Below are 23,751 nucleotides of genomic sequence, written 5' to 3' on the forward strand. Positions count from 1 at the left end.
TTTACCCTTGTTTCAGCAGTTGTGCGGCGTCGAGTGCGAAGTAGGTGAGTATGCCGTCGGCGCCAGCTCGCTTGAAGGCCAGCAGTGATTCAAGTACCACGGCGTTTTCATCGAGCCAGCCGTTTTGTGCGGCGGCCTTGATCATGGCGTATTCACCGCTGACCTGGTATGCAAAAGTGGGGCGTGCAAATTTTTCTTTCACTCGCCACAGAATGTCGAGGTAGGGCATGCCCGGTTTGACCATGACCATGTCGGCACCTTCGTCCAGGTCCATGCCCACTTCCATCAGTGCTTCATTGCTGTTGGCGGGGTTCATCTGGTACACCTTTTTGTTGCTTTTGCCCAGGTTGCCGCTGGAGCCCACGGCGTCGCGAAACGGACCATAGAAGGCTGAGGCGTATTTGGCAGAATACGCCATGATGCTGGTGTGTATGCAGCGGTTGGCTTCGAGGGTTTCACGAATGGCGCCGATGCGCCCGTCCATCATGTCGCTGGGGGCGACGATGTCCACGCCGGCCTGGGCTTGGACCAAGGCCTGCATTTGCAGCACTTCCACGGTTTCGTCGTTCAGCACGTACCCGTTGTCGTCGATCAAGCCGTCTTGTCCGTGGCTGGTGAAGGGGTCGAGCGCCACATCTGTCAGCAGCATCAGTTCCGGAAACCGTTTTTTCAGTTGGCGTACGGCGTGAGGTACCAAGCCTTCAGGGTTGGTGGCTTCCAGGCCGTCGGCGGTTTTTTTCCCGGTTTCAATGACGGGGAACAGAGCCATGACGGGCACGCCCAGTTCAAGACATTTTTCAGCTTTGGCAAACAGCAGGTCGAGCGACAGGCGTTCTACGCTGGGCATGGAGGCCACGGCCTCGCGTTTATTGTTGCCGGGCACCACGAATACCGGGTAAATGAAGTCGGCCGCAGACAGCGTGTGTTCGCTGACCAAACGGCGCAGGGCTTCTGTTCGGCGCAGGCGGCGGGGGCGGTGGTACAGGTGTTGGGTCATGGTGCTTGCCTGTGATTCAGTGTTCGAGTGCGTGGTCGGACTCGCCGTCGGCCACGGGTGGACGAACCCAGTTGGATAATTGGGTTTCCAGTTCAACCATGCCGATTTTCTTCAATGCGGACCACAGTTGAACGGTGATTTCATGGCCGTTGACCCGATACGGATCAAGCGCCTTTTGGGTGGCGCGCAGGGCGAGAACCTGCTCCTGGCGGTTAAATTTATCCGCTTTGGACAGCAGGATGTGTACCGGCAACTGGCGATGGCCAACCCATTTGATCAGCGCATAATCGAGTTCAAGCAGGCCGCGGCGGCAGTCAACGATCAGCACGGTGCCCACAAGGCTTGGGCGGTCGGCCAGGTAGCTGCCCAGTTCTTTGTCCCACACGCTTTGGCTGGTTTGGGCCAGTTGGGCAAAGCCGTAACCGGGCAAATCGACCAAGCGCGCAATGGGTTCGGCCTGTTCGATGACGTGAAAAAAATTAAGAAGCTGTGTGCGCCCCGGCATTTTACTGGCGTAGGCCAGTTGCCGTTGCTTGCACAGGGTGTTGATGGCCGTGGACTTGCCGGCGTTGGAGCGCCCGGCAAATACGATCTCGGGGACGCTGGCGCCCGGGCATTCGGCCATGCGAGATGCGGACACCTCGAAATGCGTGTTGTGGAAATTGATTGTCATGCGCACATTTTAGATGCAAGACAGGCCCTTGAGTGGTTATAATCTAGGGTTTGTGAAAACTTTGCTGATGCCTGACATTGTTGTTGGGTGCGCGGATGCAGATTTTCGGTTTGCCTTACTATTTATTGATGCACTTTTTGATGGGTTTTTGACCATGCTGAACAAGCTGACAACGCTAAAACTGAGTTCTCTGTTTGCCGCTTTGATGTTTTCAATGTCTGTGGCCCAAGCTGCTGCCGACCCTGTTGAAGCGTTCAAGCCCGATTTGGCCAAGGGCAAGGAAATCATGCAGCAGTGCGTGGCGTGCCACGGTGCAGATGGCAATGCTTCTGCGCCTATCTACCCCAAGATTGCCGGTCAGCATGCTGAGTACCTGTACAAGCAATTGAGCAATTTCAAGGCAGGCAAAGACGGTGAAAAGCCATTGCGTGACAATGCGATCATGGCCGGTTTTGCCGCTGGTTTGTCAGAAGAAGACATGAAAAACGTGTCGGCCTACCTGGCGGCGCAAAAGCAGACTTTGAGTTCAGCCAAGAACAAAGACACGCTGGAACTGGGTGAGAAGATTTACCGTGGCGGTATTGCTGACAAAAAGATCCCGGCCTGTGCTGGATGCCACAGCCCGAACGGCGCAGGCATTCCCGCCCAATACCCGCGCCTGGGTGGTCAGCATGCACAGTACACAGAAAGCCAGTTGGTGGCTTTCCGCGACGGTGTGCGCAACAACAGCGAACAGATGAGCGTGATTTCTGCCAAGATGTCGGACAAGGAAATGAAAGCGGTGTCAGATTACATTGCAGGTTTGCGTTGAACATTTGACGCAACCGCCGGTCAAAAAGGGGCTAAAGGTTAGCCCCTTTTTTTTCGAGCCGGTCGAAGGGGCAATCAACAACGGGGAAGCGCGTGAGTAGTTCAGGGGACATAGTCGACAATTTAAGCCCGCAACGTACGGGCAGACAGTCGTTTGGGGCCAGTTTGATGGAGTTGTTGGGTTCGATGCGCTTTGCCATCAGCCTGCTGACCCTGATTTGTATCGCCTCGGCCATTGGTACGGTGGTGGGGCAGGCGGACCCCTGGGTGAACTACGTCAACCAGTTTGGGCCTTTCTGGGCGTCATTTTTCGAGCCCTTGGGGCTGTTCCGCATTTATAACGCCCCTTGGTTTATTGCCGTGATGGCTTTTCTGGTGGCATCCACCTCTTTGTGTGTGTACCGAAACACGCCCAAGATGATCAAGGAAATGCGGGTGTATCGCGAGAACATGCGCGAAAGCAGCCTGAAGGCGTTTGCCCACCGTTGGGAGGGCCGCTTCGATGAAAAGCCGCAAGCCTTGCCCGGCGTGATTGCCGAGTGGCTTGAACACAAGGGGTTCAAGGTTAAGCAGTCGGTGCGTGCCAATGGCACGATGGTTGCGGCCAAGGCCGGTAGTGCGAACCGCTTTGGTTACATTGCCGCGCACATGTCGATTATTGTGATTTGTATTGGTGGCTTGCTCGACAGCGGGGTGCCGTTGCAGGTGGCGGTGTGGGCCACGGGCAAAACCCCGGTAAGTGGTGCGGAAATTAATGCGGGGATTCCGGACACGGCCCGTTTGGCGGTGTCCAACCCCAGTTACCGTGCCAACTTGTTGCTTCCCGAGGGGGAAACCAGCCGCGTTGCAGTGTTGAACACTGACGATGGCCTGCTGGTACAAGACCTGCCTTTCGAACTGACCCTGAAAGAATTTCGCATCGATTTTTACAGCACCGGGATGCCCAAACTGTTCGCCAGTGATGTGGTGGTGTTTGATCCGGAAACCAAAGAGCGCTTTGAGGCGACCATCGAGGTGAACAAGCCTTTGATTTACAAGGGGGTGACTGTTTACCAGTCCAGCTTCGACGATGGTGGAACCAAAGTGCAGTTGAAAGGCATTCCTTTGAGCGGTGCGCGCGATTACCGTTTTGATCTGGATGGCGTGGTGGGCGGTGGCCGTGATTTAAGCCAGCTTCAAGGCGACATGAATGAGCAGATGAAAATCGAATTCACTGCGTTCAAGTCGATCAATGTGGAAGCGCTGCCGGTTGAAAATTCCGATCAGGTGAGCGTGGACGATCTGACTTTGGGCAATGCTGATGCCTTGTCGCCTTTCGAGACAAATTTGGCCAGCGTGCTGGGCCCCGGCGTGAAAGAAGACGCAAAAACCAAGTTCACCAACATAGGCCCCAGCATTACTTACAAGTTGCGTGACCAGTCCGGGCAGGCCCGTGAGTTTCACAATTACATGTTGCCCATTAATCTGGACGGTGGCCGTTATTATTTGGCGGGTGTGCGTGACACCCCTGCCGATGGTTTCAAGTACCTGCGCTTGCCTGTGGATGAAAATGATCAGCTGGACAGCTTCATGCGATTCCGGGCGGCGTTGCAAAGTGCGCAGGTTCGCGACACCGCGGCCAGGCGATTTGCACAACAGGCTTTTGGCGACCGGCCAGATTCTGCTCAGTTGGTAGCCAGTGTGGCTGACAGCGCCCGGCGCGCGCTGGAACGGTTTGCTGGCACGGATGGCGGACTTTCCGGTTTGCCAGCCATTGCGCAGTTTATTGAGTCCACTGTGCCGGAAGGTGAGCGTGAGCGGGCAAGCGACGTGATTATCCGCCTGTTGCAGGGTGCCATGTGGGAGGTGTACCAACTTTCCCGCACCACGGCGAATTTACAAGCGGCTGTACCTGATGAAGTGCATGGCCGCTTTGTGCAGGATGCGCAAATTGCCTTGTCGGATTTGTCGCTGTATGGCGCGCCTGTGATGTTTCAGCTGGACCAGTTTGACGAGGTGAAGGCCAGTGTGTTTCAGTTGGCCAAGGCACCGGGACAATGGATTGTGTACCTGGGTTGTTTGTTCTTGTGCATCGGGGTATTTTCAATGTTCTACATCCGTGAACGCCGAGCGTTTTTCTGGGTGACGGATGATGAGGGTGGCTCGAAAGTGATGATGGGCATGTCGACTACACGCAGGACCATGGATTTTGAGAAAGAGTACGAGCAGTTTGTGAATGAATTGAATAGCAGGGCTTCCAAAAAAGTGGCCAGTGCAGGAGATGCGGTATGAGTTCGACGTGGATCAACCAGGCACCCGGGGGTGAAAAGCCAGGTTTGCCAACAAAGAAGGCGGGCTGGTTTTCAAAATCGTTTCATTGGAGCGATTTTGCTTTTGCGGCCTTGTTGGCGGCGACGGCGGGATATGCCTCGCAGCAGTACCACAGTTTTATGGACATCTACGAAATCAGCATTTTGTGGAGCTGCGTGCCAGTGACGGCTTACATGGCTTACCGCTGGGGTTCGCTGAAGTGGTTGATCCTGACAGTGGCAGGTTTAAGCCTGTTGGCCATTTCAAGCTATGGTGGTGATTTGGCTGCCGCGGAGCAACGGTTTTTCCTGAAGTATTTGCTTTCTAGCCAGTCCGCAATTTTGTGGATGGGCGTGATGTTTGTGGTGGCCACGGTTTCTTACTGGATTGGTTTGGTGGGGCGTTCACCCACGGCCAGTTTCGTGGGCACGGCCCTGACCTGGGGTGCGGTGGTGATGGGTTTTGCCGGCATGTTCATTCGCTGGTATGAAAGCTATCTGATTGGTGCGGATGTGGGTCACATTCCTGTGTCCAACCTGTATGAAGTGTTTGTTCTGTTTGCGTTGATCACGGCCATGTATTACCTGTTTTACGAGCAGGTGTACAAAACCCGCCAGTTGGGTGCGTTCGTGATGCTGGTGGTGGTGGCTGCTGTGGGCTTTCTGGCCTGGTACGGCATTGAGCGCCAGGCTTATGCCATTCAGCCTTTGGTGCCTGCTTTGCAAAGCTGGTGGATGAAAATCCATGTGCCTGCCAACTTCATTGGTTACGGCACGTTTTCATTGTCGGCCATGGTGGCGTTTGCTTACCTGTTGAAGGTACATGCCCACGCGCCCAGCATTAAGGCGCTGATTCCAACGGGTGCCTTGGGTGTGTTGATGTTTCTGGAGCCGTTGGTGTTTCGCAGTGGTGGGGTAACTGTTTACTGGGCCATGTATTTTGGAATTGGCTGCGTGGTGGTGGGTGCTATTTTGTTGGCCCGCAGGCGAATTGCCGATGCGTTGCCACCGCTTGAAGTGCTTGATGACGTGATGTACAAGTCGATCGCAGTGGGTTTTGCCTTCTTCACTGTGGCGACCATCTTGGGTGCCCTGTGGGCAGCTGAAGCCTGGGGCGCCTACTGGCAGTGGGACCCCAAGGAAACCTGGGCGCTGGTCGTGTGGTTGAACTATGCGGCCTGGTTGCACATGCGCCTGGTGAAAGGCTTGCGTGGCGTGGTTGCGTCGTACTGGGCGTTGGTGGGGCTGCTGGTGACGGGGTTTGCTTTTCTGGGCGTGAACATGTTCCTGTCGGGCCTGCATTCCTACGGCGAACTGTAACCTTTTTATACGTCCAGTTCAGGGCGCAGCTGGTCCTCGATGGTTTCGCGTCGCCGTATCAAGGTGGCTTTGCCATTTTCTACCAGTACTTCGGCGGCCCGGCCACGGCTGTTGTAGTTAGAGGCCATGGTTTGGCCGTACGCACCAGCGGACAATATTGCGAGGTAATCGCCCTGTTCAATGGCCAGGGTGCGGTTTTTGGCCAGCCAGTCGCCTGATTCACATACGGGGCCAACCACGTCGTATTCTTGCGCAGTGGCGTGCGGGTTTTGCTGCACAGCCACCACACCATGGAACGCTTTGTACATGGCCGGGCGCATCAGGTCGTTCATGGCTGCATCCACGATCGCGAAATGCTTGCCTTCGTTTTCTTTCAGGAATTCGACCTGGGTCAGCAGTACACCGGCATTGCCCACGATGGAACGACCTGGCTCGAATGACAGGCTGGGCATGGGGCGATTTTTGGTCTGCGCCCAAGCCTTCACCTTGGCGATCAATTTGGGCAACACGTCTGCTGGGCTGGGTGGTGTTTCATTCAGATAGCGAATACCGATGCCGCCGCCCAAATCCAGGTGGTTGATCTCAATTCCCTCTGCGGCCAACTGGTCAAGCAGTGCCAGCACGCGGTCGAGCGCGTCGAAGTAGGGGCTGGCGTCTGTCAGTTGCGAGCCGATGTGGCAGTCAATGCCGTGTACGTTTAACCAAGGGTGTGCATGGGCAAACTGGTACACCCGTTTGGCTGCATTCATTGAAACGCCAAACTTGTTCTCTTTCAGACCGGTGGAAATGTAGGGGTGGGTTTTGGCGTCCACATCGGGGTTCACGCGCAGTGACACATTGGCTTTGCGCTGCATTTTTTCAGCCACCTGCGCAACACGTTCCATTTCGGCTTCTGATTCGACGTTGAAGCAGCCCACGCCTTGCCCCAGTGCGTATTCAATTTCCTGTGTGGACTTGCCCACGCCTGCGAACACGGCTTTTTGAGGGTCACCGCCTGCGGCAATGACGCGGGCCAGTTCACCTGCTGAAACAATGTCGAACCCGGCGCCTTCCTGGGCCAGTGTTTTCAGGATGTGAATGTTGGAGTTGGCTTTAACCGCATAACAAATGGTGACCAGTGCCAAGCCCTGGCAGGCGCTTGCATATGCACGGTAGGCTGCTTTGATGGAGCTGGCGGAGTACACGTACAAGGGTGTTCCAAATTCCTGCGCCAAACCCGAAAGCTCGGTGTTCTCGAGCTGAAGTTCGCCTGTTGCGGCGTCATACTGCAAGTGTGGGTTGAGGTCGCTGGGGTTCACTGAATTGTTTTGCACGGTAAAATTTGCTCGGTAATTGTGGGTTTAGCGGTTTTGCTGTTGTTCGGGTTTGTCGTAGCCTGCGGGTTTTGGCATGGGCGGTGGCGGTTCGGGCAAATAAAGCGGGCCGCGTTGGCCACAGGCGTTCAGGCCCAGTACAAACAGGGTGACAATGGCCAATGTTCTTAAAGGTGATTTTTTCATGACAGACACGGAATTCCAGGCGGTGGTGGATGCCACCTTGGTTCAAGTAGAAGAGTATATTGAATCCTTGGTCGATACGCTGGACCTTGATGCAGATTCAATGCGCTCGGGCAATGTATTGACCCTTGATTTTGAAGACAAAGGCAAGATGATCCTCAACAGCCAGGTGGCCAACCACGAGCTGTGGCTGGCTGCGAAATCGGGTGGTTTTCACTACCAGTATTCAAATGGTGAGTGGCTGGATACCCGCAGCAAGACACCTTTTAAAACCCACTTTGTTGATCTGTTGAGTGGGCAGATCGGCCAAGTTTGCCCCAAATTTTAAGCGCAAGCGCTTAATTTCCGAACAGCCGCTCAATGTCATCTTTGGGCGGGTCTTTTTTGCGTGTGGGTTCGGTGTGGGTGGTGCCATCGCCTGTCAGAGGGTTGCTGCTGCCGCTTGATCCCTGGTTGCCACCGCCTTCTAGCATGCCGCCCAGGCCTTTCAGGAAGTCGAACAGGCTGGGTATATCGTCCCCGCCGCCATTCACGTCAATTCGGGCAATCCCCGAGCCCGGTGTGTATTCCGAGTAGTAGTAGTTGCCATCAATGTATTCGATTCCAGCGGGCACGGCTTGTGGTTTCTCTGGCAAGTCGGCCAGCGCCACTCTCATGTAGTCGATCCAGATGGGCAGGGCCAATCCACCGCCTGTCTCGCGGGCACCCAGGTTTCTTGGTTGGTCGTAACCCACCCAGGCGACGGCTGAAATGTCGCTGTTGTAGCCAGCAAACCAGGCGTCATGGCTGTCGTTGGTGGTGCCGGTTTTGCCCACGATGTCGCCACGGTTCAGCACTTTGGCGCGTGTGGCTGTGCCGCGATCAATGACTTCACGCAGCAGGCGGGTTGTGAGAAATGCGTTGCGTGCATCGATAACCCGGTTGGCTTCCTCGCCTGCCACCGCAGGGCGTGCGCGGGCGACAATGCGACCGCTGCCATCGATGATTTTTTCAATCAGGTACGGCTTGACGCGATAGCCTGAATTGGCAAACACCGCGAAGGCGCTGGACATTTGCAGCGGGTTGGTGGTGACCGCACCCAGTGCCATGGTTAGGTAGGGCGGCACATTGGCGGCAGGAAAGCCAAACTGTGTGGCCCAACGCTGGCCGTATTGCGGCGTAATTTCCTGCAACACGCGGATGGATACCATGTTCTTGGACTTGGCCAGGCCTTCTTTGAGCAGCATGGGGCCATCGTACTTGCCGTCGTAGTTTTTGGGGCTCCAGTCTTTTCCACCGGGGGTGTCGGCGGGCACGAAAATGGGTTCGTCTGCCACCAGTGTAGTGGGTGTTATGCCTTTCTCAAGCGCCGCGGAATACACAAATGGTTTGAAAGCAGAGCCCGGTTGGCGTGTGGCTTGCGTGACGTGATTGAACTTGTTGCGCGAAAATTCAAATCCACCCGAGAGTGCACGGATTGCGCCATCTTTCGGGTTGATGGCAATGAATGCGGCCTGTACTTCCGGCAGTTGGGTCAACATGGGTGGCTGGTCTTTGCGCTTCAAAATGCGCACCACTGCGCCGCGTTTCAGGCGTTTGTTGGCTGGTGCACGTTCATTAAGCCAGCTTTCTGCGGGTTTCAAGCTGGTGCCAGTCAGCTTCAATGGTTCGCCTGCGCCCTGTGATACCACCACCTCGGTGGGGCTGGCCGACAGCACAACGGCGCTTTGCAGAAAGCCGTAGTCGCTGTAATCGCTGATGTTGTCGCCAATAATTTCTTCGGCTTCCTTGGGGTCGTTGGGCAGCTCAATGTAACCTTCGGGGCCACGGAAGAATTGGCGCAGTTCATAGTCCATGACGGTGTTGCGCAATGCGCGCTGGGCAGCGCGTTGTTCCTTGGCGATCAGGGTGGTGGTCACGGTGATGCCAGATGTGTAGGCTTCCTCGCCGTACATTTCAACCACGGCCTGGCGGGCCATTTCTGCCGCGTAGTCGGCATTGATGGTCAGGCCGGTGGTGGCCTCCACGTCGTCCCCGTTGACTTTGCGATTGCGATACACCAGTTCTGTTTTCAGCGCTTCTTCATACTGTTCGTCGTCCAGGTAGTCGAGATCGTGCATGCGACGCAGTACGTACTCTTGCCGAATGCGTGCGCGACTGGGGTTCACGATCGGATTGTAGGCAGACGGGGCTTTGGGCAGGCCGGCCAGCATGGCAGCTTCGGCTGCGTTGATTTCACGAAGGGGTTTGCCAAAATACACCTGTGATGCGGACTGGAACCCGTAGGCACGCTGACCCAGGTAAATCTGGTTGATGTACAGCTCCAGAATTTCGTCTTTGGACAGGTTGTCTTCAATTTTGTAGGCCAGCAGTACTTCGTAAAGCTTGCGAGTCCAGGTTTTGTCGCGGGTTAGAAAAAAGTTGCGTGCAACCTGCATGGTGATGGTACTGGCGCCTTGCGCCCGCCCGCCCGATGTGACGTTGGTAACCAGCGCACGGGCAACGCCCATGAAATCGATGCCGCCGTGTTCGTAAAAACGGTCGTCCTCTGCCGCCAGAATCGCTTGTTGCATCACCACAGGCACTTCTGTAATGTCCACGGGGCGTCGTCTTTCCTCGCCAAATTCTCCGATCAGTACGCCATCTGTAGTTAACACGCGAAGTGGTACCTTGGGCCGGTAGTCGGTCAGGGTGTCCAGATCTGGAAGCTTCGGGAAAATGAGTGCCAGGGCGACGCTCACCAAGAGAACGGCGGACACGCCCAAGCCGACAAGTACGGTGAGGGCGGATGCGATAAAGCCGGATTGTTGGGATTGGCGGCGGGTTTTGTTTGAATTCACAGGTCGTTGCAAGATTGGTGGCAGTGCCTACATTGTATCTGCCAACGCACTGGAAATTGAGGCCGTTGACCTGTGGAGGCGAAATCTCGGATCTCCCCCTTCTGGTTGGGCACTCTATTGAGGGTTAGTTAGCCTGTCTGAATTCTCTACTCTGAAGCTCTATATTGCACAGAGTCTATTCATGAAATTCATTCGTTCATTGTTGTTGAAATTGCAGGGGAGTGCGCCACATGCCCTTTCCCTTTCGTTTGGCGGTGACCACTGTCGCTGGGTGTATGGAGAAGTTGAACGGCGGGATCGGCTCTCTTTTAAATCGATTCACGCTTCGGGTGGGTGTGCCTTGGGTATTGCTCCGTTGGGCGAGGCTCTGTTGACATCCTCGTCACTCCAAAAGGCGATGGGCGACTCGTTGGGCCAGTTGCCTGTGTCGTCGGTGCGCCCGTTGTATGTGGTGGTTTCGGTGCCATCCAAACATGCGTATCTGGGTGAGATCAGTGTGGCCAAGGACGAGCGCGAGGGTCTAATTCGTTACCAGATTCAGGAATTGATGGAAGCTGCGGCGGGCGAGTCGGAACGGGAGGCTGCGTTTGACTGGCAGATCAAGGCCGAGCTTTCCGATGGCAGTGTTAGCCTTGCTGTGGCTGGGATTGATCAAAAGCAGGTCGACGAAATTCTGTTGGCCTGCCAGGCCTGTAGCTTGACGTGTTTGGGAATTACGCTGGATTCAGTGGCTGCCATGAACGGCTACCTGCAAATGGTGCCTGACGCTTTGAAAATGTCCAATGTCCGGTTTCTGCTGCACGGGGAGTTGTCTCGTCATCGTATTCGGCTGGCTGTTTTTTCTCAAGGTGTGTTGTTCAATGAAAGCTGGGAACACAGCGAGGAAGGATTTTCCGTGGTGCAAGCTGTTTCCGCGCTAGAGCGCCTTGTATCAACCTGGACGCGCGATGGGGCACCGGAGGAATCCGCCTCGGTGCGACTGATTCTGGGTGGGGAGTTGATGTACACCAAGGGGTGTGAAGCAACGGTCAGGCGAAGCCAAACCCTGTCGCCGCGTTTAATGGATGTTCCGCCGCGCAGGGAGTTGCAGTTGCATTGGCACGATGACGTTGTGCCATTTGGCGCACTGGAGGCCATGCCATGCGAGTGATTCTGTTTAATTTGTCCCCTTACAGGGTGCTTCGTGAGAACAAACGCCGCCGACGCGTAGTGGCAGAGTTGTGTGCCGGGCTTTTGGCGGGTTTGTTGTTTTGCTATTCGGTGGGCAGTGAGTTTTCGGATCGTGTTGCAAGGAAGGAGCAGTTTTTGGGCAACCTGTCGGCGATGGAGTCTGAGGTGGCCACCCGGGCGCAGGAAGTTCAAGCGATGAAAGATCGCCTGGCTGTGCTCAATCGTCAGGTCAGCGCCTTGAAAGCTGTTGAGGAGGAGTCGCTGTTGGCGAGTCAGTGGGTGTCGTTTCTGGACGGCACGGTGCCCAACAGTGTGTCCATCACGCGGGTGTCTGCAGCAAAAGACGTCATGACGGTCAACGGATTTACTGATGCTGTGTCTGGCTTGGCTGCGTGGGTAGACCAGATGGAGGCAGGCAATGAGCTGTTTCATTCAGTCGATCTGATCACGCTGACAGAGCCCGCGACTGGCGGCGGTGAAAAAGCGAGCCAGCGACACCTGTTTGAGATCAAGGCATCGCTGCGAGGAGGTAACGATGCGCCTAGATGAGCGGGATTTTCGGACCTTGCTGGAAGATCTGCCACTTCTCAGTGTTTCCAATCGAATTTTTGTTGTACTGGGTACATGGGTTTTGCTGGTCGTTGTGTGTTTCCTGATGTTTTGGAAGGAGGATGTTGATACAAGTTTCCGGCTTGACATGGACATTCGGAATTCTTTGCAGCGACTTGATGCTCAGTCGCAATTGTTGCTGGAGGCGCCAGCAATCGAAGAGAGGTTGGCGCAACTGGAGGCGCAGCTGCCGGTGTTGACCATGGCCTTGCCCACCGAGCGTGAACTGGCTTCATTGCTGGGGCGAATCAATGAAATGATTTTGGGGCAGAAGCTGAGTTTGTCTGAATTTACACCACAGGCGCCTGTAAACAAGGAAGTGATGCGGATTGTTCCCGTGAAGGTTCGGGTACGTGGAGAAGGGGGCGCGATTTCCCGGTTGCCCAACCACATTGCAGGTCTGAGTCGTCAGGTCAGCTTGAAGGAGTTTGAAATGTCTGTCTTGCCCGATTCTGATGGCTGGCAATTGAATGGCGAATTGAATGCCTTTGCCCAGCTTTCAGCGAATGCACCACTTTCCCCACCTGGCGAGTCCGGGCAGGGGGATACCAAATGATTGAATTTCTGTTTTCTTTGTTGCTGGTTCCGGTGTTGCCTGAACTGGAAGACCCTGCAGAACGTCATGCCGTTGCATTGAAAGGGTTGGAGCAGCGGCTTAATCAAGGGCGGCAAGGTGCGGGGGGGGCTGTGGGGCGTCTTGTGGCCGCGCCACAGCCCGAGGCTCTCAGTCCGGATTCGTCAAGACTGCCCGCCATCACTGGCCGCTTGTTTGAATGGTCCAGTGTCAATTCATTGGCGGAGCAGGGTCAGGTGGCAGCGTATGGTTTGTCTGCCGAGTCGTTGCAGTTGACTGGTTTGATTGAGTCCTCCGGTCAGCGGGTCGCGATTTTGAACGATGGTGAGAAAGACCATGTGGTGGGGCTAGGCAGTTACGTGTTGGGCACCTATCAAGTGGTGGCTTTTGGCCGGGGGCAGGTGGTGTTGATGCCGCTGGATACGAAGACAGGAGGCAAGCGCCTGGAACTGAACTTGATACCTGGTGTTTCGTCTGGAGAATTTTGATGGCTATTGAATCAATCAAACACCTTGTTTGTTTTCTGAGAAATGGTTTATTGGGCGCTGGTTTGTTTTTTGTGCTGACCGGCCAGGCTTTGGCGCTGACGATCATCGATGTCAAAGTGGAAGAACTTGACGACCGTACCCAGGTGATTCTGCAGTTTGATCAAGCGCTGGAAAACAAGCCTGGCTTGTTTCGAATCGCCAACCCGGCGCGTCAAGTCATGGATTTTTCTGCTGAGTTAAGCAACGAATCTTTGCCCGTTGTCTTTGCTTCTGACAGTCGAATCAAGAAGTCCCAGTTGATTGCGTCGGGCGGAAAAAGCCGTTTGGTGTTCGAGATGGCTCAAAATTACGAGGTTCAGACCAGCCAGTCGGATCGAGTGGTTAAACTGGTTTTCTCGGGCCCAAAACCCTTTGTGCCCAGTGGCGGGCAGGCGGCGGTACTGCCCAGGAAAAGCGCCTTGAAGCAAACCGTCCAGGAGGTGCTGGGCAAACCAGCCGTGATGGAAGAAGGGCCGATACTGAACACTTGGAATGTAAGCGAGCAAAACGGCAAGCAGGTAGTTCGTATTGAGTTTGATCGCAGTGGAATTGTGGCCGATGCGGTGCTGAACAACACGCGTTTGCGGCTTCGGTTCGCAAACGCCCGAGTCAAGCCAGGGGTGCCGAAGCAGCTGCCAGGCAAACCCGATTCTCCGGTCCAGGCATTGACCTTGGTACCCGGCAATCAAACCCTGTTGGTACAGATGGAATTGAACAATGCCACGCACATTGTTCGGCAGCATGGGCCCGTTGTGGAGGTGGAAGTTACGCCAATTGACAAGCGTGCCGGGCAGGCCAGCAAACTGGAGATGGGCGCCGCAGCAAACGCGCCAAGCGCGGTGGCCCGTTACAGTGGGCGCCCCATTACGCTTGATTTCAAAGATGCCGACATTCGAACCGTGATGCAGGTTTTCGCTGATTTCACGAAAATGAACCTTGTGTTGAGCGATTCGGTTCAAGGCAAAGTAACTGTGTTCTTGAAAGACGTGCCTTGGGATCAGGCTTTGGATATAGTCATGCGCTCCAGAGGGTTGGTGTCGAGTCAGTCTGGCAATGTGCTGCTGGTGTCGACGCCTGCGGATGTCAGCAACGATCAGTTTCAGATTGCCAATCGCAGGGCTCAAGATGACATGGAGCCTTTGGTGTCAAAAGTGTTTCAGATCAGTTACCAAAAAACCGCAGATTTGGTTGCATTGATCAAATCAGAAGATTCCCGGTTGCTGTCGTCACGCGGAACCTTGATATCCGACGAGCGAACCAGCCAGATTTTCGTGCAGGATACGCCAACCCGCATGGAGAGGATCAGCATGATCGTCACTGGGCTGGACAAGCCGGTGAAACAGGTCATGATTGAAGCACGCGTGGTGTTGGCAGACACGTCAGTGTCCAAGGACCTTGGGGTGCGTATTCAGTCTGCTTCCTCGCGTGCCACCGCGTTCACCGACATTGGCGACCAGTTTGGCAACAAAGGGTTTGTCGACAGTGGGCCAAGCGCCTCCACCACACTGGCGTATACCCTTTTCAATGCCAATTCGACCCGCTTGATCAACTTGCAACTGCGCGCCCTTGAAACTGAAAACAAGATTCGCACCGTATCAAATCCGCGGGTCATTACTTCCAACAAAGAGCCGGCTTTGATTGAGCAGGGTACGGAAATTCCGTACCAGATCGCCACCAGCAGTGGTGCGACTGCCACGGAATTCAAGGAAGCCAACCTGAAGCTGGCTGTAACTCCCCAGATTGCGCCCGATGGCACTGTGTTGCTGGATGTGGACATAGCCAAAGACTCCATCGGCATTACAACCGCCAATGGCCCCGCCATTGACACGCGTCGGGTGAAAACCAAGGTGTTGGTGGCCGATGGGGGTACTGTGGTGCTGGGCGGGATTTTTGAAGAAGATGACAATGAGTTGAACGAGAAGGTGCCTTTCTTTGGTGACATTCCCGGTTTGGGCTTGCTGTTCAAAGGCAAAACCGACAGCAAGCGCCGTGCTGAGCTGTTAATCTTTTTGACGCCAGTTGTGCTGACAGACCAATAGCACATGCTTTACCGTACAATGATTTGATTGTTTACAAAGATTCAACGAAGTGTCCAATCAATGCATTGTGCTGGTGGGCATGATGGGTGCCGGCAAAAGCACAGTCGGCAAGGCCTTGGCCAAACATCTGTCCTGGGAATTCACTGACACCGATCACCTGATCGAGCAACAAACGGGTGTCAGTGTTCCCGTCATTTTCGAAATTGAAGGCGAAGCCGGTTTTCGTCGACGCGAGTCGACGGCACTGGCCAGTTTTGTTGGAAAAGAGCGGCAGGTTATTGCCACTGGCGGTGGCATCGTGTTGGCGGCTGAAAACCGCGAGATGCTAACGCAAATAGGTGCCGTGGTGTATTTGAGTGCTTCCGCTGCAGACCTTTATCAGCGCACGCGCCTGGACAAAAACAGGCCTTTGCTCCAAGGGCCGAACCCCCGACGCAAAATTGAGGAACTATTGGCTGCCCGCTTGCCGTTGTACAAAGAGTGTGCGACCGTGGTTGTTGAAACTGGCCGGCAACCTGTGTACCAAATTGTTCACAAAATCAGCCATGCTTTAAAATTGGGTCAGAAAGCACCCGGAATTGAACAAAAGGCAACTGGAACAGAATGAGTCGATACACTTTGGAAGTTGATTTGGGTGACCGCAGTTACCCGATTCACATTGGTGCAGGTTTGCTGGGCGAAGCTGAACTATTCACCCCTCATGTGGCGGGCAAGGTGGTCATGATTTGCACCAACACCACGGTCGGCCCCTTGTACGCAGACAAGGTGAAAGCCACCCTGCAAGAGGCGGGTGCAAAACTTGTCCACACTGTCAGCCTGCCTGATGGTGAAGAATTCAAAGATTGGCCCACCCTGCAACGTGTGTTTGACGCTTTGCTGCAAAACCACTGTGACCGCAAAACCGTGTTGGTCGCGTTGGGGGGTGGTGTAATTGGCGACATGGGGGGCTTTGCTGCGTCGGCCTTCATGCGTGGAATTCCGTTTATTCAAATGCCCACCACGCTGCTGAGCCAGGTGGACAGTTCCGTGGGTGGCAAAACAGGCATCAACCACCCACTGGGCAAGAACATGATCGGCGCGTTTTACCAGCCACAAATGGTGGTGACCGACATTTCTACATTGAACACCTTGCCCGACCGCGAACTGAGCTGCGGCCTGGCAGAGATCATCAAGCACGGGGCGATTGCCGATACTGAATACCTGGACATGGTCGAAGCCAACATGCCAGCCCTGTTGAATCGCGACCTGGAACTGCTTGCGCTGGTGGTAAAGCGTTCTTGTGAGATCAAGGCCGATGTGGTGTCGAAAGACGAACGAGAAGGCGGTATTCGCGCCATTCTGAATTTTGGTCATACCTTCGGCCACGCCATTGAGGCGGGCATGGGCTATGGTCAGTGGTACCACGGCGAGGCGGTGGGTTGCGGCATGGTGATTGCCGCTGATTTGTGTCGCCGCATGGGCCGTTTAAGCGCCGAAGAAGCAGCACGCCTGAAAAAGGTTGTGATTGACGCCCGTTTGCCGGCCATCCCGCCACGTTTGGGCGTTGAAAAGTTTATGGAACTGATGGCGCACGACAAGAAAGCCGATTCCGGTTCAATCAAGTACGTGTTACTTAACGGGCTGGGTGGTGCATCCACCTCGCCCGCAGACGAGGCGCTGGTGCGGCAAACGTTGCAGGAAATGGGGGCAGGGGACTAACAGTGCGTAACTTTGAACTTGGTTTGGCCCCCTATGCTGTCAGTTCCACGAACACCCGTGGCCGGCTGAGCCCCGAGAAAAGCCCGGAAGGCCGAACCGAATTTGAGCGTGACCGTGACCGCATTATTCACAGCGCTGCCTTTCGCCGCCTTGAATACAAAACCCAGGTGTTTGTAAATACTGAAGGTGATTTGTACCGAACCCGCTTAACACACAGCCTGGAAGTGGCACAAATTGCGCGCAGCATTTCCCGCAACCTGGGGCTCAATGAAGAGTTGACCGAGGCGGTTGCGCTGGCCCATGATTTGGGCCACACGCCTTTTGGCCACGCCGGGCAAGACGCACTGAATGAATGCATGGCCCCGTACGGCGGGTTCGAGCACAACTTGCAAAGCCTGCGCGTGGTAGACGAACTGGAAGAAAAATATGCCAGTTTCAATGGGCTGAATCTTTGTTTTGAAACCCGCGAAAGCATTTTGAAGCACTGTTCCAGGCCCAACGCTGAAAAGCTGGGTGAAGTGGCGGACCGGTTTTTGAGCAACCGCCGCCCGGTGCTTGAAGCGCAAGTCACCAACCTGGCCGATGAAATTGCCTACAACAACCACGACATTGACGACGGTTTGCGTTCTGGCCTGATCACGCTTGAGCAAGCGGCTGAGGTACCGTTGTTCAAAATTCACTTGGATCGGGTGATGGCCCGCCACCCCAGCATCGATGGTCGACGGTTGATTCACGAAACCGTGCGCGGCATCATCAACGCACTGGTTCAGGATTTGTTGCATGAATCCGAGCGACGAATTCAGTTGATGAAACCGACCAGCGTTGCCGATGTGCAGTTGGCCGACAAGCTGATTGGTTTTAGCGGAGAAATGGCCGAGTTGAATCACGAGCTGAAAGTGTTTTTGCGCAAAGCCCTGTATCAGCACTACCAAGTCTTGCGCGCCACATTAAAAGCGCGCCGCGTGGTGGAAGACCTGTTCCAGATTTTCATGGAAGATCCGCGCCTGTTGCCCCCACAATTCTTTCGTCGATCCGAAGCCGATGTGCCCCGCGCCATTGCCGATTACATTGCCGGCATGACTGACCGCTATGCCATGAAAGAACACCAGCGCCTGACCGTTCCCGGCATTCAGTCCTAAGGCTTCTCAAATGGCTCGCCAGGCCCGCCTGTTCATCCCTGAATGCCCCATGGTGCTCGAATTGCAGGGCATTGCCGGGCAGGATGTGTTCAAAAACCGCGAGGCCTTTCAGCTGTTTCATGCCCAGTTGCCCTTGAGCGCAACTGAGGAAGGGGTGGCTCTGCATGCTTACTGCATGGTGCCCGCTGGGGCCTTGCTCATGATTTCTGCCCAAGAGGCACAGCGTGTGGGGCGGTTTATACAGAACCTCAATCGCCGCTTTTCGCCTGCGGTGCGGCAAGTGCAAGCGGTTAATTCCAGTGCGCTTTGGGAGCCACGTTTCAAATCAACCGTGGTTCAACCTGGTTCACGCAGCCTGAAGGCCTGCCTGTTTGTCGAACAAATGGCCACGCGTGCTGCGGGTGCCCCTGACTTGGCTACTTACCCCTGGAGTAGTTTTGCCGCGCACGCTGGCGTGGTGAATGAAGCCTGGTTAAGCGATTTGCCCGTGTATTGGCAATTGGGCAACACGCCCTTTGAGCGTCAAAGCCGTTACCGTCAGTTCAGTGATCAGGGCTTGAGCGAGGGGGATGGTGCCAATCTTACAGAGTGCTTGCAAAAAGGTTGGCTTTGGAGCGACGATGCTTTTTGTACGCAAATTCAAGACCTTGCGAACCGCCCGGTTCGCCCCAGGCCCCGCGGACGTCCAATAAAAACTCCAGAAAGCACAAATTAAGTGCGCCCTTTATCTGTGTGTCCCTAATTAACATCCCCTGAATTTGGTAGGTGTTTATAAATGGGGTCAGACCCCATTTATTTTCCTTGAGAATCTTGCCGCACTGCAGTAAAGTGACCAACGTACTGAAATCAGGGGCTTTTCCATGCAACAAGACATTAGAAAGATTGCCGAAGAAAAAGGCATGTACTCCGCCAGCAATGAACACGACGCCTGTGGCGTTGGCTTTGTGGCGCACATCAAAGGCAAGCGTACGCACGACATTATTGCCGGTGGCCTGAAAATTCTGGAAAACCTGGACCACCGTGGCGCCGTGGGTGCCGACCCCTTGATGGGCGACGGTGCCGGTATCCTGATTCAAATTCCCGATGCCTTCTTCCGTGAAGAAATGGCCAGGCAAGGCGTAACCTTGCCACCCGCCGGTGAATACGGCGTCGGCATGTTGTTCCTGCCCAAAGAAACCGCTTCACGCATTGCCTGCGAGCAGGAAATTGAGCGTGCGGTGAAAGCCGAAGGCCAGGTGTTGCTGGGTTGGCGCGATGTGCCGATCAATGCCGACATGCCCATGAGCCCCACAGTGCGTTTGAAAGAACCCGTGATTCGCCAGGTGTTCGTGGGCCGTGGCCGCGACATCATGGTGACCGATGCGCTGGAACGCAAACTTTACGTAATTCGCAAGCGCGCGGTGCACGCCATTAAAAATCTGAACCTGGCGCACGGCACCGAATACTTCAGCCCCTCGATGAGCGCCCGTACCATTGTGTACAAGGGCCTGCTGCTGGCCAACCAGGTTGGCGAGTATTACCTCGACCTGAAAGACCCGCGTTGCGTGTCTGCATTGGCACTGGTGCACCAACGCTTCTCTACCAACACATTCCCCGAGTGGCCGCTGGCCCACCCCTACCGCATGTTGGCTCACAACGGTGAAATCAACACCGTGAAGGGCAACTTCAATTGGATGCGCGCACGCGAAGGCGTGATGAAAAGCGCCGTGTTGGGCGACGACCTGCAAAAGCTGTACCCCTTGATTTTTGAAGGCCAGTCTGACACCGCCTGTTTCGACAACTGTCTGGAACTGCTGGTGATGGCCGGCTACCCAATTGCCCAGGCCATGATGATGATGGTGCCGGAAGCCTGGGAACAGCACACCCTGATGGATGACAACCGCCGCGCCTTCTATGAGTACCACGCTGCCATGATGGAACCCTGGGACGGCCCCGCCGCCATGGCCTTCACCGATGGCAAGCAAATTGGCGCCACACTCGACCGCAACGGCTTGCGCCCCGCGCGTTACATCGTGACCGAAGATGATTTGGTTGTCATGGCTTCTGAATCTGGCACCTTGCCCATTCCAGAAAGCAAGATTGTTAAAAAGTGGCGCCTGCAGCCCGGCAAAATGTTCCTGATCGACATGGAAGCGGGTCGCATCATCAACGACGATGAACTGAAGAACCAGCTCAGCGCGGGCAAGCCTTACAAGCAGTGGATTGACACCATTCGTGTGAAGCTTGATGAAGTGGAAGGTCAGCCTGAGCCCATTGAGCCCAATGAAAACCTGCTTGATCGCCAGCAGGCTTTTGGCTACACCCAGGAAGACCTGAAATTCCTGATGGCCCCCATGCTGCAAAACGGCGAGGAGGCCACCGGCTCCATGGGCAACGACAGCCCCTTGGCCGTGATGTCCAACAAGCTCAAGCCGCTGTACAACTACTTCAAGCAGTTGTTTGCACAGGTTACAAACCCACCGATCGACCCGATTCGTGAGAACCTGGTGATGAGCTTGAACAGCTTCATCGGCCCCAAGCCCAACCTGCTTGACCTGAACAACATCAACCCGCCCATGCGCCTTGAAGTGTCACAGCCTGTGCTGACTTCAAAAGACATGGCGAAGATCCGCAACATTGAAGCGTTCACCGGCGGCAAGTTCACCAGCCATGAATTGAATATTTGTTACCCAGTGGCCTGGGGCAAGGAAGGCATTGAAGCGCGCATCGCTTCCCTGTGTGCCGAAGCCCGCGACGCTGTGAAGCAAGGCGTGAACGTGTTGATTGTCACCGACCGCATGATGAGCCGCGACAACGTGGCCATTCCCGCGCTGTTGGCTGTTTCTGCCATTCACCAGCACCTGGTGAAAGTGGGCCTGCGCACATCCACAGGTTTGGTGGTTGAAACCGGTTCAGCCCGTGAAGTTCATCACTTCGCCCTGTTGGCTGGTTACGGCGCAGAAGCCGTGCATCCCTATTTGGCCATGGAAACAATTGCTGACATGGCCCGAGGCCTGCCCGGCGATTTGAGCCCGGAAAAGGCGGTGTACAACTACATCAAGGCGGTGGGCAAGGGCTTGATGAAAGTGATGTCCAAAATGGGCATTTCCACGTACATGAGCTACACTGGTGCGCAGATTTTCGAAGTGGTTGGTTTGAACCAGTCCTTCATCGACGCGTACTTTGCCGGTACACCCACCAAGGTAGAAGGGATTGGCGTGTTTGAAGTGGCAGAAGAAGCCATTCGCATTCACCAGGCCGCATTCAGCCCCGACCCCGTGTTGGCTGGTGCACTGGACGCAGGCGGCGAATATGCCTGGCGTACCCGCGGTGAAGAACACATGTGGACACCCGATGCAATTGCAAAATTGCAGCACGCCACACGTTCTGGCACCTACAACACCTACAAGGAATACGCGCAGATCATCAACGATCAAAGCAAGCGCCACATGACCTTGCGTGGCCTGTTTGAATTCAAGATTGACCCGACCAAAGCCATTCCAATCGAGGAAGTAGAGCCTGTTGAAGAAATCGTGAAGCGTTTTGCAACTGGTGCCATGTCACTGGGCTCCATCTCGACTGAAGCGCACTCCACTTTGGCTGTTGCCATGAACCGCATCGGCGGCAAAAGCAACACAGGTGAAGGTGGCGAAGACGAAAAGCGTTACAGCGCCGAACTGCGCGCAGGTCTTGAAAAGTTTGGCCCCGGTCAAGGTTTGATTCAAGATGGCGAAACACTGAAGAGCTTCCTGGGCGACGTGGTGGTTGCAGACTTCCCCTTAAAGAAAGGCGATTCACTGCGCTCGCGCATCAAGCAGGTGGCCTCTGGCCGTTTCGGTGTAACCGCTGAATACCTGACTTCCGCTGATCAAATCCAGATCAAGATGGCGCAAGGTGCCAAGCCCGGTGAGGGCGGCCAGCTGCCCGGCGGCAAGGTGTCTGACTACATCGGCAAGCTGCGTTATTCCGTGCCTGGCGTGGGCCTGATTTCCCCACCCCCGCACCACGACATTTATTCTATTGAAGATTTGGCGCAGCTTATTCACGACCTGAAAAACGTGAATGCACAGGCTTCCATTTCCGTGAAGCTGGTGTCAGAAGTGGGCGTGGGCACAATTGCCGCAGGTGTGTCCAAAGCCAAAGCCGACCACTTGGTGATCGCTGGCCAAGACGGTGGTACAGGTGCGTCACCAGTGTCCTCAATCAAGCATGCAGGTACCAACTGGGAACTGGGCTTGGCTGAAACGCAGCAAACCCTGGTGTTGAACGGCTTGCGTGGCCGCATTCGTGTGCAGGTGGATGGTCAAATGAAAACCGGCCGTGACGTGGTGATTGGTGCCATGCTGGGTGCCGATGAATTTGGCTTTGCTACTGCACCGCTGGTGGTTGAAGGCTGCATCATGATGCGCAAGTGCCACTTGAACACCTGCCCCGTGGGCGTTGCCACACAAAACCCTGAACTTCGCAAGAAGTTCACCGGCAAGCCAGAACACGTGGTGAACTACTTCTTTTTCGTGGCCAACGAGGTGCGCGAAATCATGGCGCAGTTGGGCATTCGCAAGTTTGACCAATTGATTGGCCGAGCCAATTTGCTCGACATGAAGAAAGGCATCACCCACTGGAAAGCAAGGGGATTGGACTTCAGTCGCCTGCTGTGGGTGCCGGAAGGTACTTCCGAGCCGCTGCTGCACACTGGTACTCAAGACCACGGTTTGGACAAGGCACTGGATCAGAAATTGATTCAGCTGGCCAAGTCTGCTTTGGAAAAAGGCGAGCGTGTTTCCTTCATCACGCCAATCAAAAACGTGAACCGTACTGCAGGTGCCATGTTGTCTGGTGAAGTGGCCAAGAAGTACGGCCACGCTGGTTTGCCCGACGACACCATCCACATTCAGTTCACCGGTACAGCCGGTCAATCCTTTGGTGCTTTCCTGGCACACGGCGTAACAGCCGACCTGGTGGGTGAAGGCAACGACTACGTGGGCAAGGGCTTGAGTGGCGGCCGTATTATTGTGCGCCCCACCAATGACTTCCGCGGTTTGTCTGAGGAAAACATGATTGTGGGCAACACCGTGCTGTACGGCGCAATCGCTGGTGAAGCATTTCTGAGCGGCGTAGCCGGCGAGCGTTTCGCCGTGCGTAACTCTGGCGCAGCTGCGGTAATCGAAGGCACTGGCGACCATGGTTGCGAATACATGACAGGCGGTACCGTGGTTGTGCTGGGTGAAACCGGCCGCAACTTTGCAGCTGGCATGAGCGGCGGTTTGGCCTATGTGTACGACATTGATGGCCTGTTCGCCAAGCGTTGCAACATGGCGCAAGTTGAGCTGGAAGAAGTGGTGTCTGCGACCGAACAGGAAGCCTTGAGCAACCGCGAAATCTGGCACAGCCCCGCACGTGGTGCGGACCGTCAGCCTGACGAGGTGATTTTGAAAGGCCTGATCGAACGCCATGCCCGTTACACCGGCAGCGAACGCGCCAAGGAAATTCTGGAAAACTGGGGCACCGAGCGCAAGAAGTTCGTCAAAGTATTCCCGACAGAATACCGCCGCGCCCTGAAAGAACTGTATGTGGTGGCGCAGGAAAAACCTGCAGTGGCTGCTTGAGAACCAA

The 23,751-nt window shown here is 55.2% G+C and carries 19 protein-coding genes; 14 read left to right on the forward strand and 5 right to left on the reverse strand.

The window, feature by feature from the left end; translation table 11 throughout:
• Position 1: 1 nt before the first annotated feature.
• On the reverse strand, positions 2-997 hold the full coding sequence (gene hemB / locus V7028_RS05640) for a porphobilinogen synthase (RefSeq protein WP_334119119.1): 996 nt from the start codon (positions 995-997) through the stop codon (positions 2-4).
• Between the two features lie 16 nt (positions 998-1,013).
• Entirely contained in the window at positions 1,014-1,670 is a 657-nt protein-coding gene (gene yihA, locus V7028_RS05645) for a ribosome biogenesis GTP-binding protein YihA/YsxC (protein WP_334119120.1), read from the reverse strand.
• A 157-nt stretch (positions 1,671-1,827) separates the two neighbouring features.
• Here yihA and V7028_RS05650 point away from each other — a divergent pair, with 157 nt between their 5' ends.
• From V7028_RS05650 to ccsB, 3 genes are all read left to right on the forward strand, one after another.
• Positions 1,828-2,481 (forward strand): c-type cytochrome, encoded by a 654-nt coding sequence (locus tag V7028_RS05650; protein WP_334119189.1) that lies wholly within the window; start codon positions 1,828-1,830, stop codon positions 2,479-2,481.
• A 92-nt stretch (positions 2,482-2,573) separates the two neighbouring features.
• Entirely contained in the window at positions 2,574-4,751 is a 2,178-nt protein-coding gene (locus tag V7028_RS05655; RefSeq protein ID WP_334119121.1) for a cytochrome c biogenesis protein ResB, read from the forward strand.
• Positions 4,748-6,088 (forward strand): c-type cytochrome biogenesis protein CcsB, encoded by a 1,341-nt coding sequence (ccsB, locus tag V7028_RS05660; protein WP_334119122.1) that lies wholly within the window; start codon positions 4,748-4,750, stop codon positions 6,086-6,088. The genes V7028_RS05655 and ccsB overlap by 4 nt, the downstream gene beginning before the upstream one ends.
• A 5-nt stretch (positions 6,089-6,093) precedes the next feature.
• Here ccsB and lysA read toward each other — a convergent pair whose 3' ends face one another.
• Together lysA and lptM are read right to left on the reverse strand one after the other, a co-directional pair.
• Entirely contained in the window at positions 6,094-7,401 is a 1,308-nt protein-coding gene (lysA, locus tag V7028_RS05665) for a diaminopimelate decarboxylase (RefSeq protein WP_334119123.1), read from the reverse strand.
• Between the two features lie 27 nt (positions 7,402-7,428).
• Positions 7,429-7,587 carry an LPS translocon maturation chaperone LptM gene (gene lptM, locus V7028_RS05670; protein ID WP_334119124.1) on the reverse strand — a complete coding sequence of 53 codons (159 nt, stop codon included), beginning with the start codon at positions 7,585-7,587 and terminating at the stop codon, positions 7,429-7,431.
• On the opposite strand from lptM, the gene cyaY reads away from it, so the two are divergent.
• Positions 7,586-7,912 (forward strand): iron donor protein CyaY, encoded by a 327-nt coding sequence (cyaY, locus tag V7028_RS05675; protein ID WP_334119125.1) that lies wholly within the window; start codon positions 7,586-7,588, stop codon positions 7,910-7,912. The two genes, lptM and cyaY, sit on opposite strands and share 2 nt — an antisense overlap.
• A 10-nt stretch (positions 7,913-7,922) precedes the next feature.
• Here the strand turns inward: cyaY and V7028_RS05680 are convergent, their stop codons facing one another.
• Positions 7,923-10,403: a penicillin-binding protein 1A gene (locus V7028_RS05680; protein ID WP_334119126.1), complete on the reverse strand. Its 2,481-nt coding sequence runs from the start codon at positions 10,401-10,403 to the stop codon at positions 7,923-7,925.
• 181 nt (positions 10,404-10,584) lie between these two features.
• On the opposite strand from V7028_RS05680, the gene V7028_RS05685 reads away from it, so the two are divergent.
• The 10 genes from V7028_RS05685 to V7028_RS05730 all read left to right on the forward strand — a co-directional run bounded on the left by V7028_RS05685 (position 10,585) and on the right by V7028_RS05730 (position 23,744).
• Positions 10,585-11,553, forward strand: coding sequence for a hypothetical protein (locus V7028_RS05685; protein WP_334119127.1), 969 nt, complete (start codon positions 10,585-10,587; stop codon positions 11,551-11,553).
• Positions 11,544-12,122: a PilN domain-containing protein gene (locus V7028_RS05690; RefSeq protein WP_334119128.1), complete on the forward strand. Its 579-nt coding sequence runs from the start codon at positions 11,544-11,546 to the stop codon at positions 12,120-12,122. Before V7028_RS05685 ends, V7028_RS05690 begins: the two co-directional genes overlap by 10 nt.
• Positions 12,109-12,738, forward strand: coding sequence for a type 4a pilus biogenesis protein PilO (locus V7028_RS05695; protein WP_334119129.1), 630 nt, complete (start codon positions 12,109-12,111; stop codon positions 12,736-12,738). The genes V7028_RS05690 and V7028_RS05695 overlap by 14 nt, the downstream gene beginning before the upstream one ends.
• Positions 12,735-13,244, forward strand: a complete 510-nt coding sequence (locus V7028_RS05700; protein ID WP_334119130.1) for a hypothetical protein — start codon at positions 12,735-12,737, stop codon at positions 13,242-13,244. Before V7028_RS05695 ends, V7028_RS05700 begins: the two co-directional genes overlap by 4 nt.
• Positions 13,244-15,322 carry a type IV pilus secretin PilQ gene (locus V7028_RS05705; RefSeq protein WP_334119131.1) on the forward strand — a complete coding sequence of 693 codons (2,079 nt, stop codon included), beginning with the start codon at positions 13,244-13,246 and terminating at the stop codon, positions 15,320-15,322. The genes V7028_RS05700 and V7028_RS05705 overlap by 1 nt, the downstream gene beginning before the upstream one ends.
• A gap of 49 nt (positions 15,323-15,371) precedes the next feature.
• Positions 15,372-15,929: a shikimate kinase gene (locus V7028_RS05710; protein WP_334119132.1), complete on the forward strand. Its 558-nt coding sequence runs from the start codon at positions 15,372-15,374 to the stop codon at positions 15,927-15,929.
• Positions 15,926-17,020 (forward strand): 3-dehydroquinate synthase, encoded by a 1,095-nt coding sequence (gene aroB, locus V7028_RS05715; RefSeq protein WP_334119133.1) that lies wholly within the window; start codon positions 15,926-15,928, stop codon positions 17,018-17,020. Before V7028_RS05710 ends, aroB begins: the two co-directional genes overlap by 4 nt.
• Before the next feature lie 2 nt (positions 17,021-17,022).
• Entirely contained in the window at positions 17,023-18,159 is a 1,137-nt protein-coding gene (locus tag V7028_RS05720) for a deoxyguanosinetriphosphate triphosphohydrolase (protein WP_334119134.1), read from the forward strand.
• Positions 18,160-18,169: 10 nt separating this feature from the next.
• A complete protein-coding gene (locus V7028_RS05725; protein ID WP_334119135.1) occupies positions 18,170-18,874 on the forward strand; it encodes a hypothetical protein in 705 nt (234 codons plus the stop codon).
• Between the two features lie 145 nt (positions 18,875-19,019).
• Complete coding sequence (locus V7028_RS05730; protein ID WP_334119136.1) at positions 19,020-23,744, forward strand: glutamate synthase-related protein; 4,725 nt, start codon at positions 19,020-19,022, stop codon at positions 23,742-23,744.
• Positions 23,745-23,751 lie beyond the last annotated feature (7 nt).

Origin of the sequence: Limnobacter sp. (assembly GCF_036846585.1) — a bacterium.
In the GTDB taxonomy this organism is placed as follows: Bacteria; Pseudomonadota; Gammaproteobacteria; order Burkholderiales; family Burkholderiaceae_B; genus Limnobacter.

What these genes read in the sequence shown, in the direction of transcription:
- hemB (WP_334119119.1), bottom strand. Translation starts at nt 997, where the DNA reads ATGACCCAACACCTGTACCACCGCCCCCGCCGCCTGCGCCGAACAGAA.
- yihA (WP_334119120.1), bottom strand. Translation starts at nt 1,670, where the DNA reads ATGACAATCAATTTCCACAACACGCATTTCGAGGTGTCCGCATCTCGC.
- ccsB (WP_334119122.1), top strand. Translation starts at nt 4,748, where the DNA reads ATGAGTTCGACGTGGATCAACCAGGCACCCGGGGGTGAAAAGCCAGGT.
- cyaY (WP_334119125.1), top strand. Translation starts at nt 7,586, where the DNA reads ATGACAGACACGGAATTCCAGGCGGTGGTGGATGCCACCTTGGTTCAA.
- lptM (WP_334119124.1), bottom strand. Translation starts at nt 7,587, where the DNA reads ATGAAAAAATCACCTTTAAGAACATTGGCCATTGTCACCCTGTTTGTA.
- V7028_RS05685 (WP_334119127.1), top strand. Translation starts at nt 10,585, where the DNA reads ATGAAATTCATTCGTTCATTGTTGTTGAAATTGCAGGGGAGTGCGCCA.
- V7028_RS05690 (WP_334119128.1), top strand. Translation starts at nt 11,544, where the DNA reads ATGCGAGTGATTCTGTTTAATTTGTCCCCTTACAGGGTGCTTCGTGAG.
- V7028_RS05695 (WP_334119129.1), top strand. Translation starts at nt 12,109, where the DNA reads ATGCGCCTAGATGAGCGGGATTTTCGGACCTTGCTGGAAGATCTGCCA.
- V7028_RS05700 (WP_334119130.1), top strand. Translation starts at nt 12,735, where the DNA reads ATGATTGAATTTCTGTTTTCTTTGTTGCTGGTTCCGGTGTTGCCTGAA.
- V7028_RS05705 (WP_334119131.1), top strand. Translation starts at nt 13,244, where the DNA reads ATGGCTATTGAATCAATCAAACACCTTGTTTGTTTTCTGAGAAATGGT.
- aroB (WP_334119133.1), top strand. Translation starts at nt 15,926, where the DNA reads ATGAGTCGATACACTTTGGAAGTTGATTTGGGTGACCGCAGTTACCCG.
- V7028_RS05725 (WP_334119135.1), top strand. Translation starts at nt 18,170, where the DNA reads ATGGCTCGCCAGGCCCGCCTGTTCATCCCTGAATGCCCCATGGTGCTC.
- V7028_RS05730 (WP_334119136.1), top strand. Translation starts at nt 19,020, where the DNA reads ATGCAACAAGACATTAGAAAGATTGCCGAAGAAAAAGGCATGTACTCC.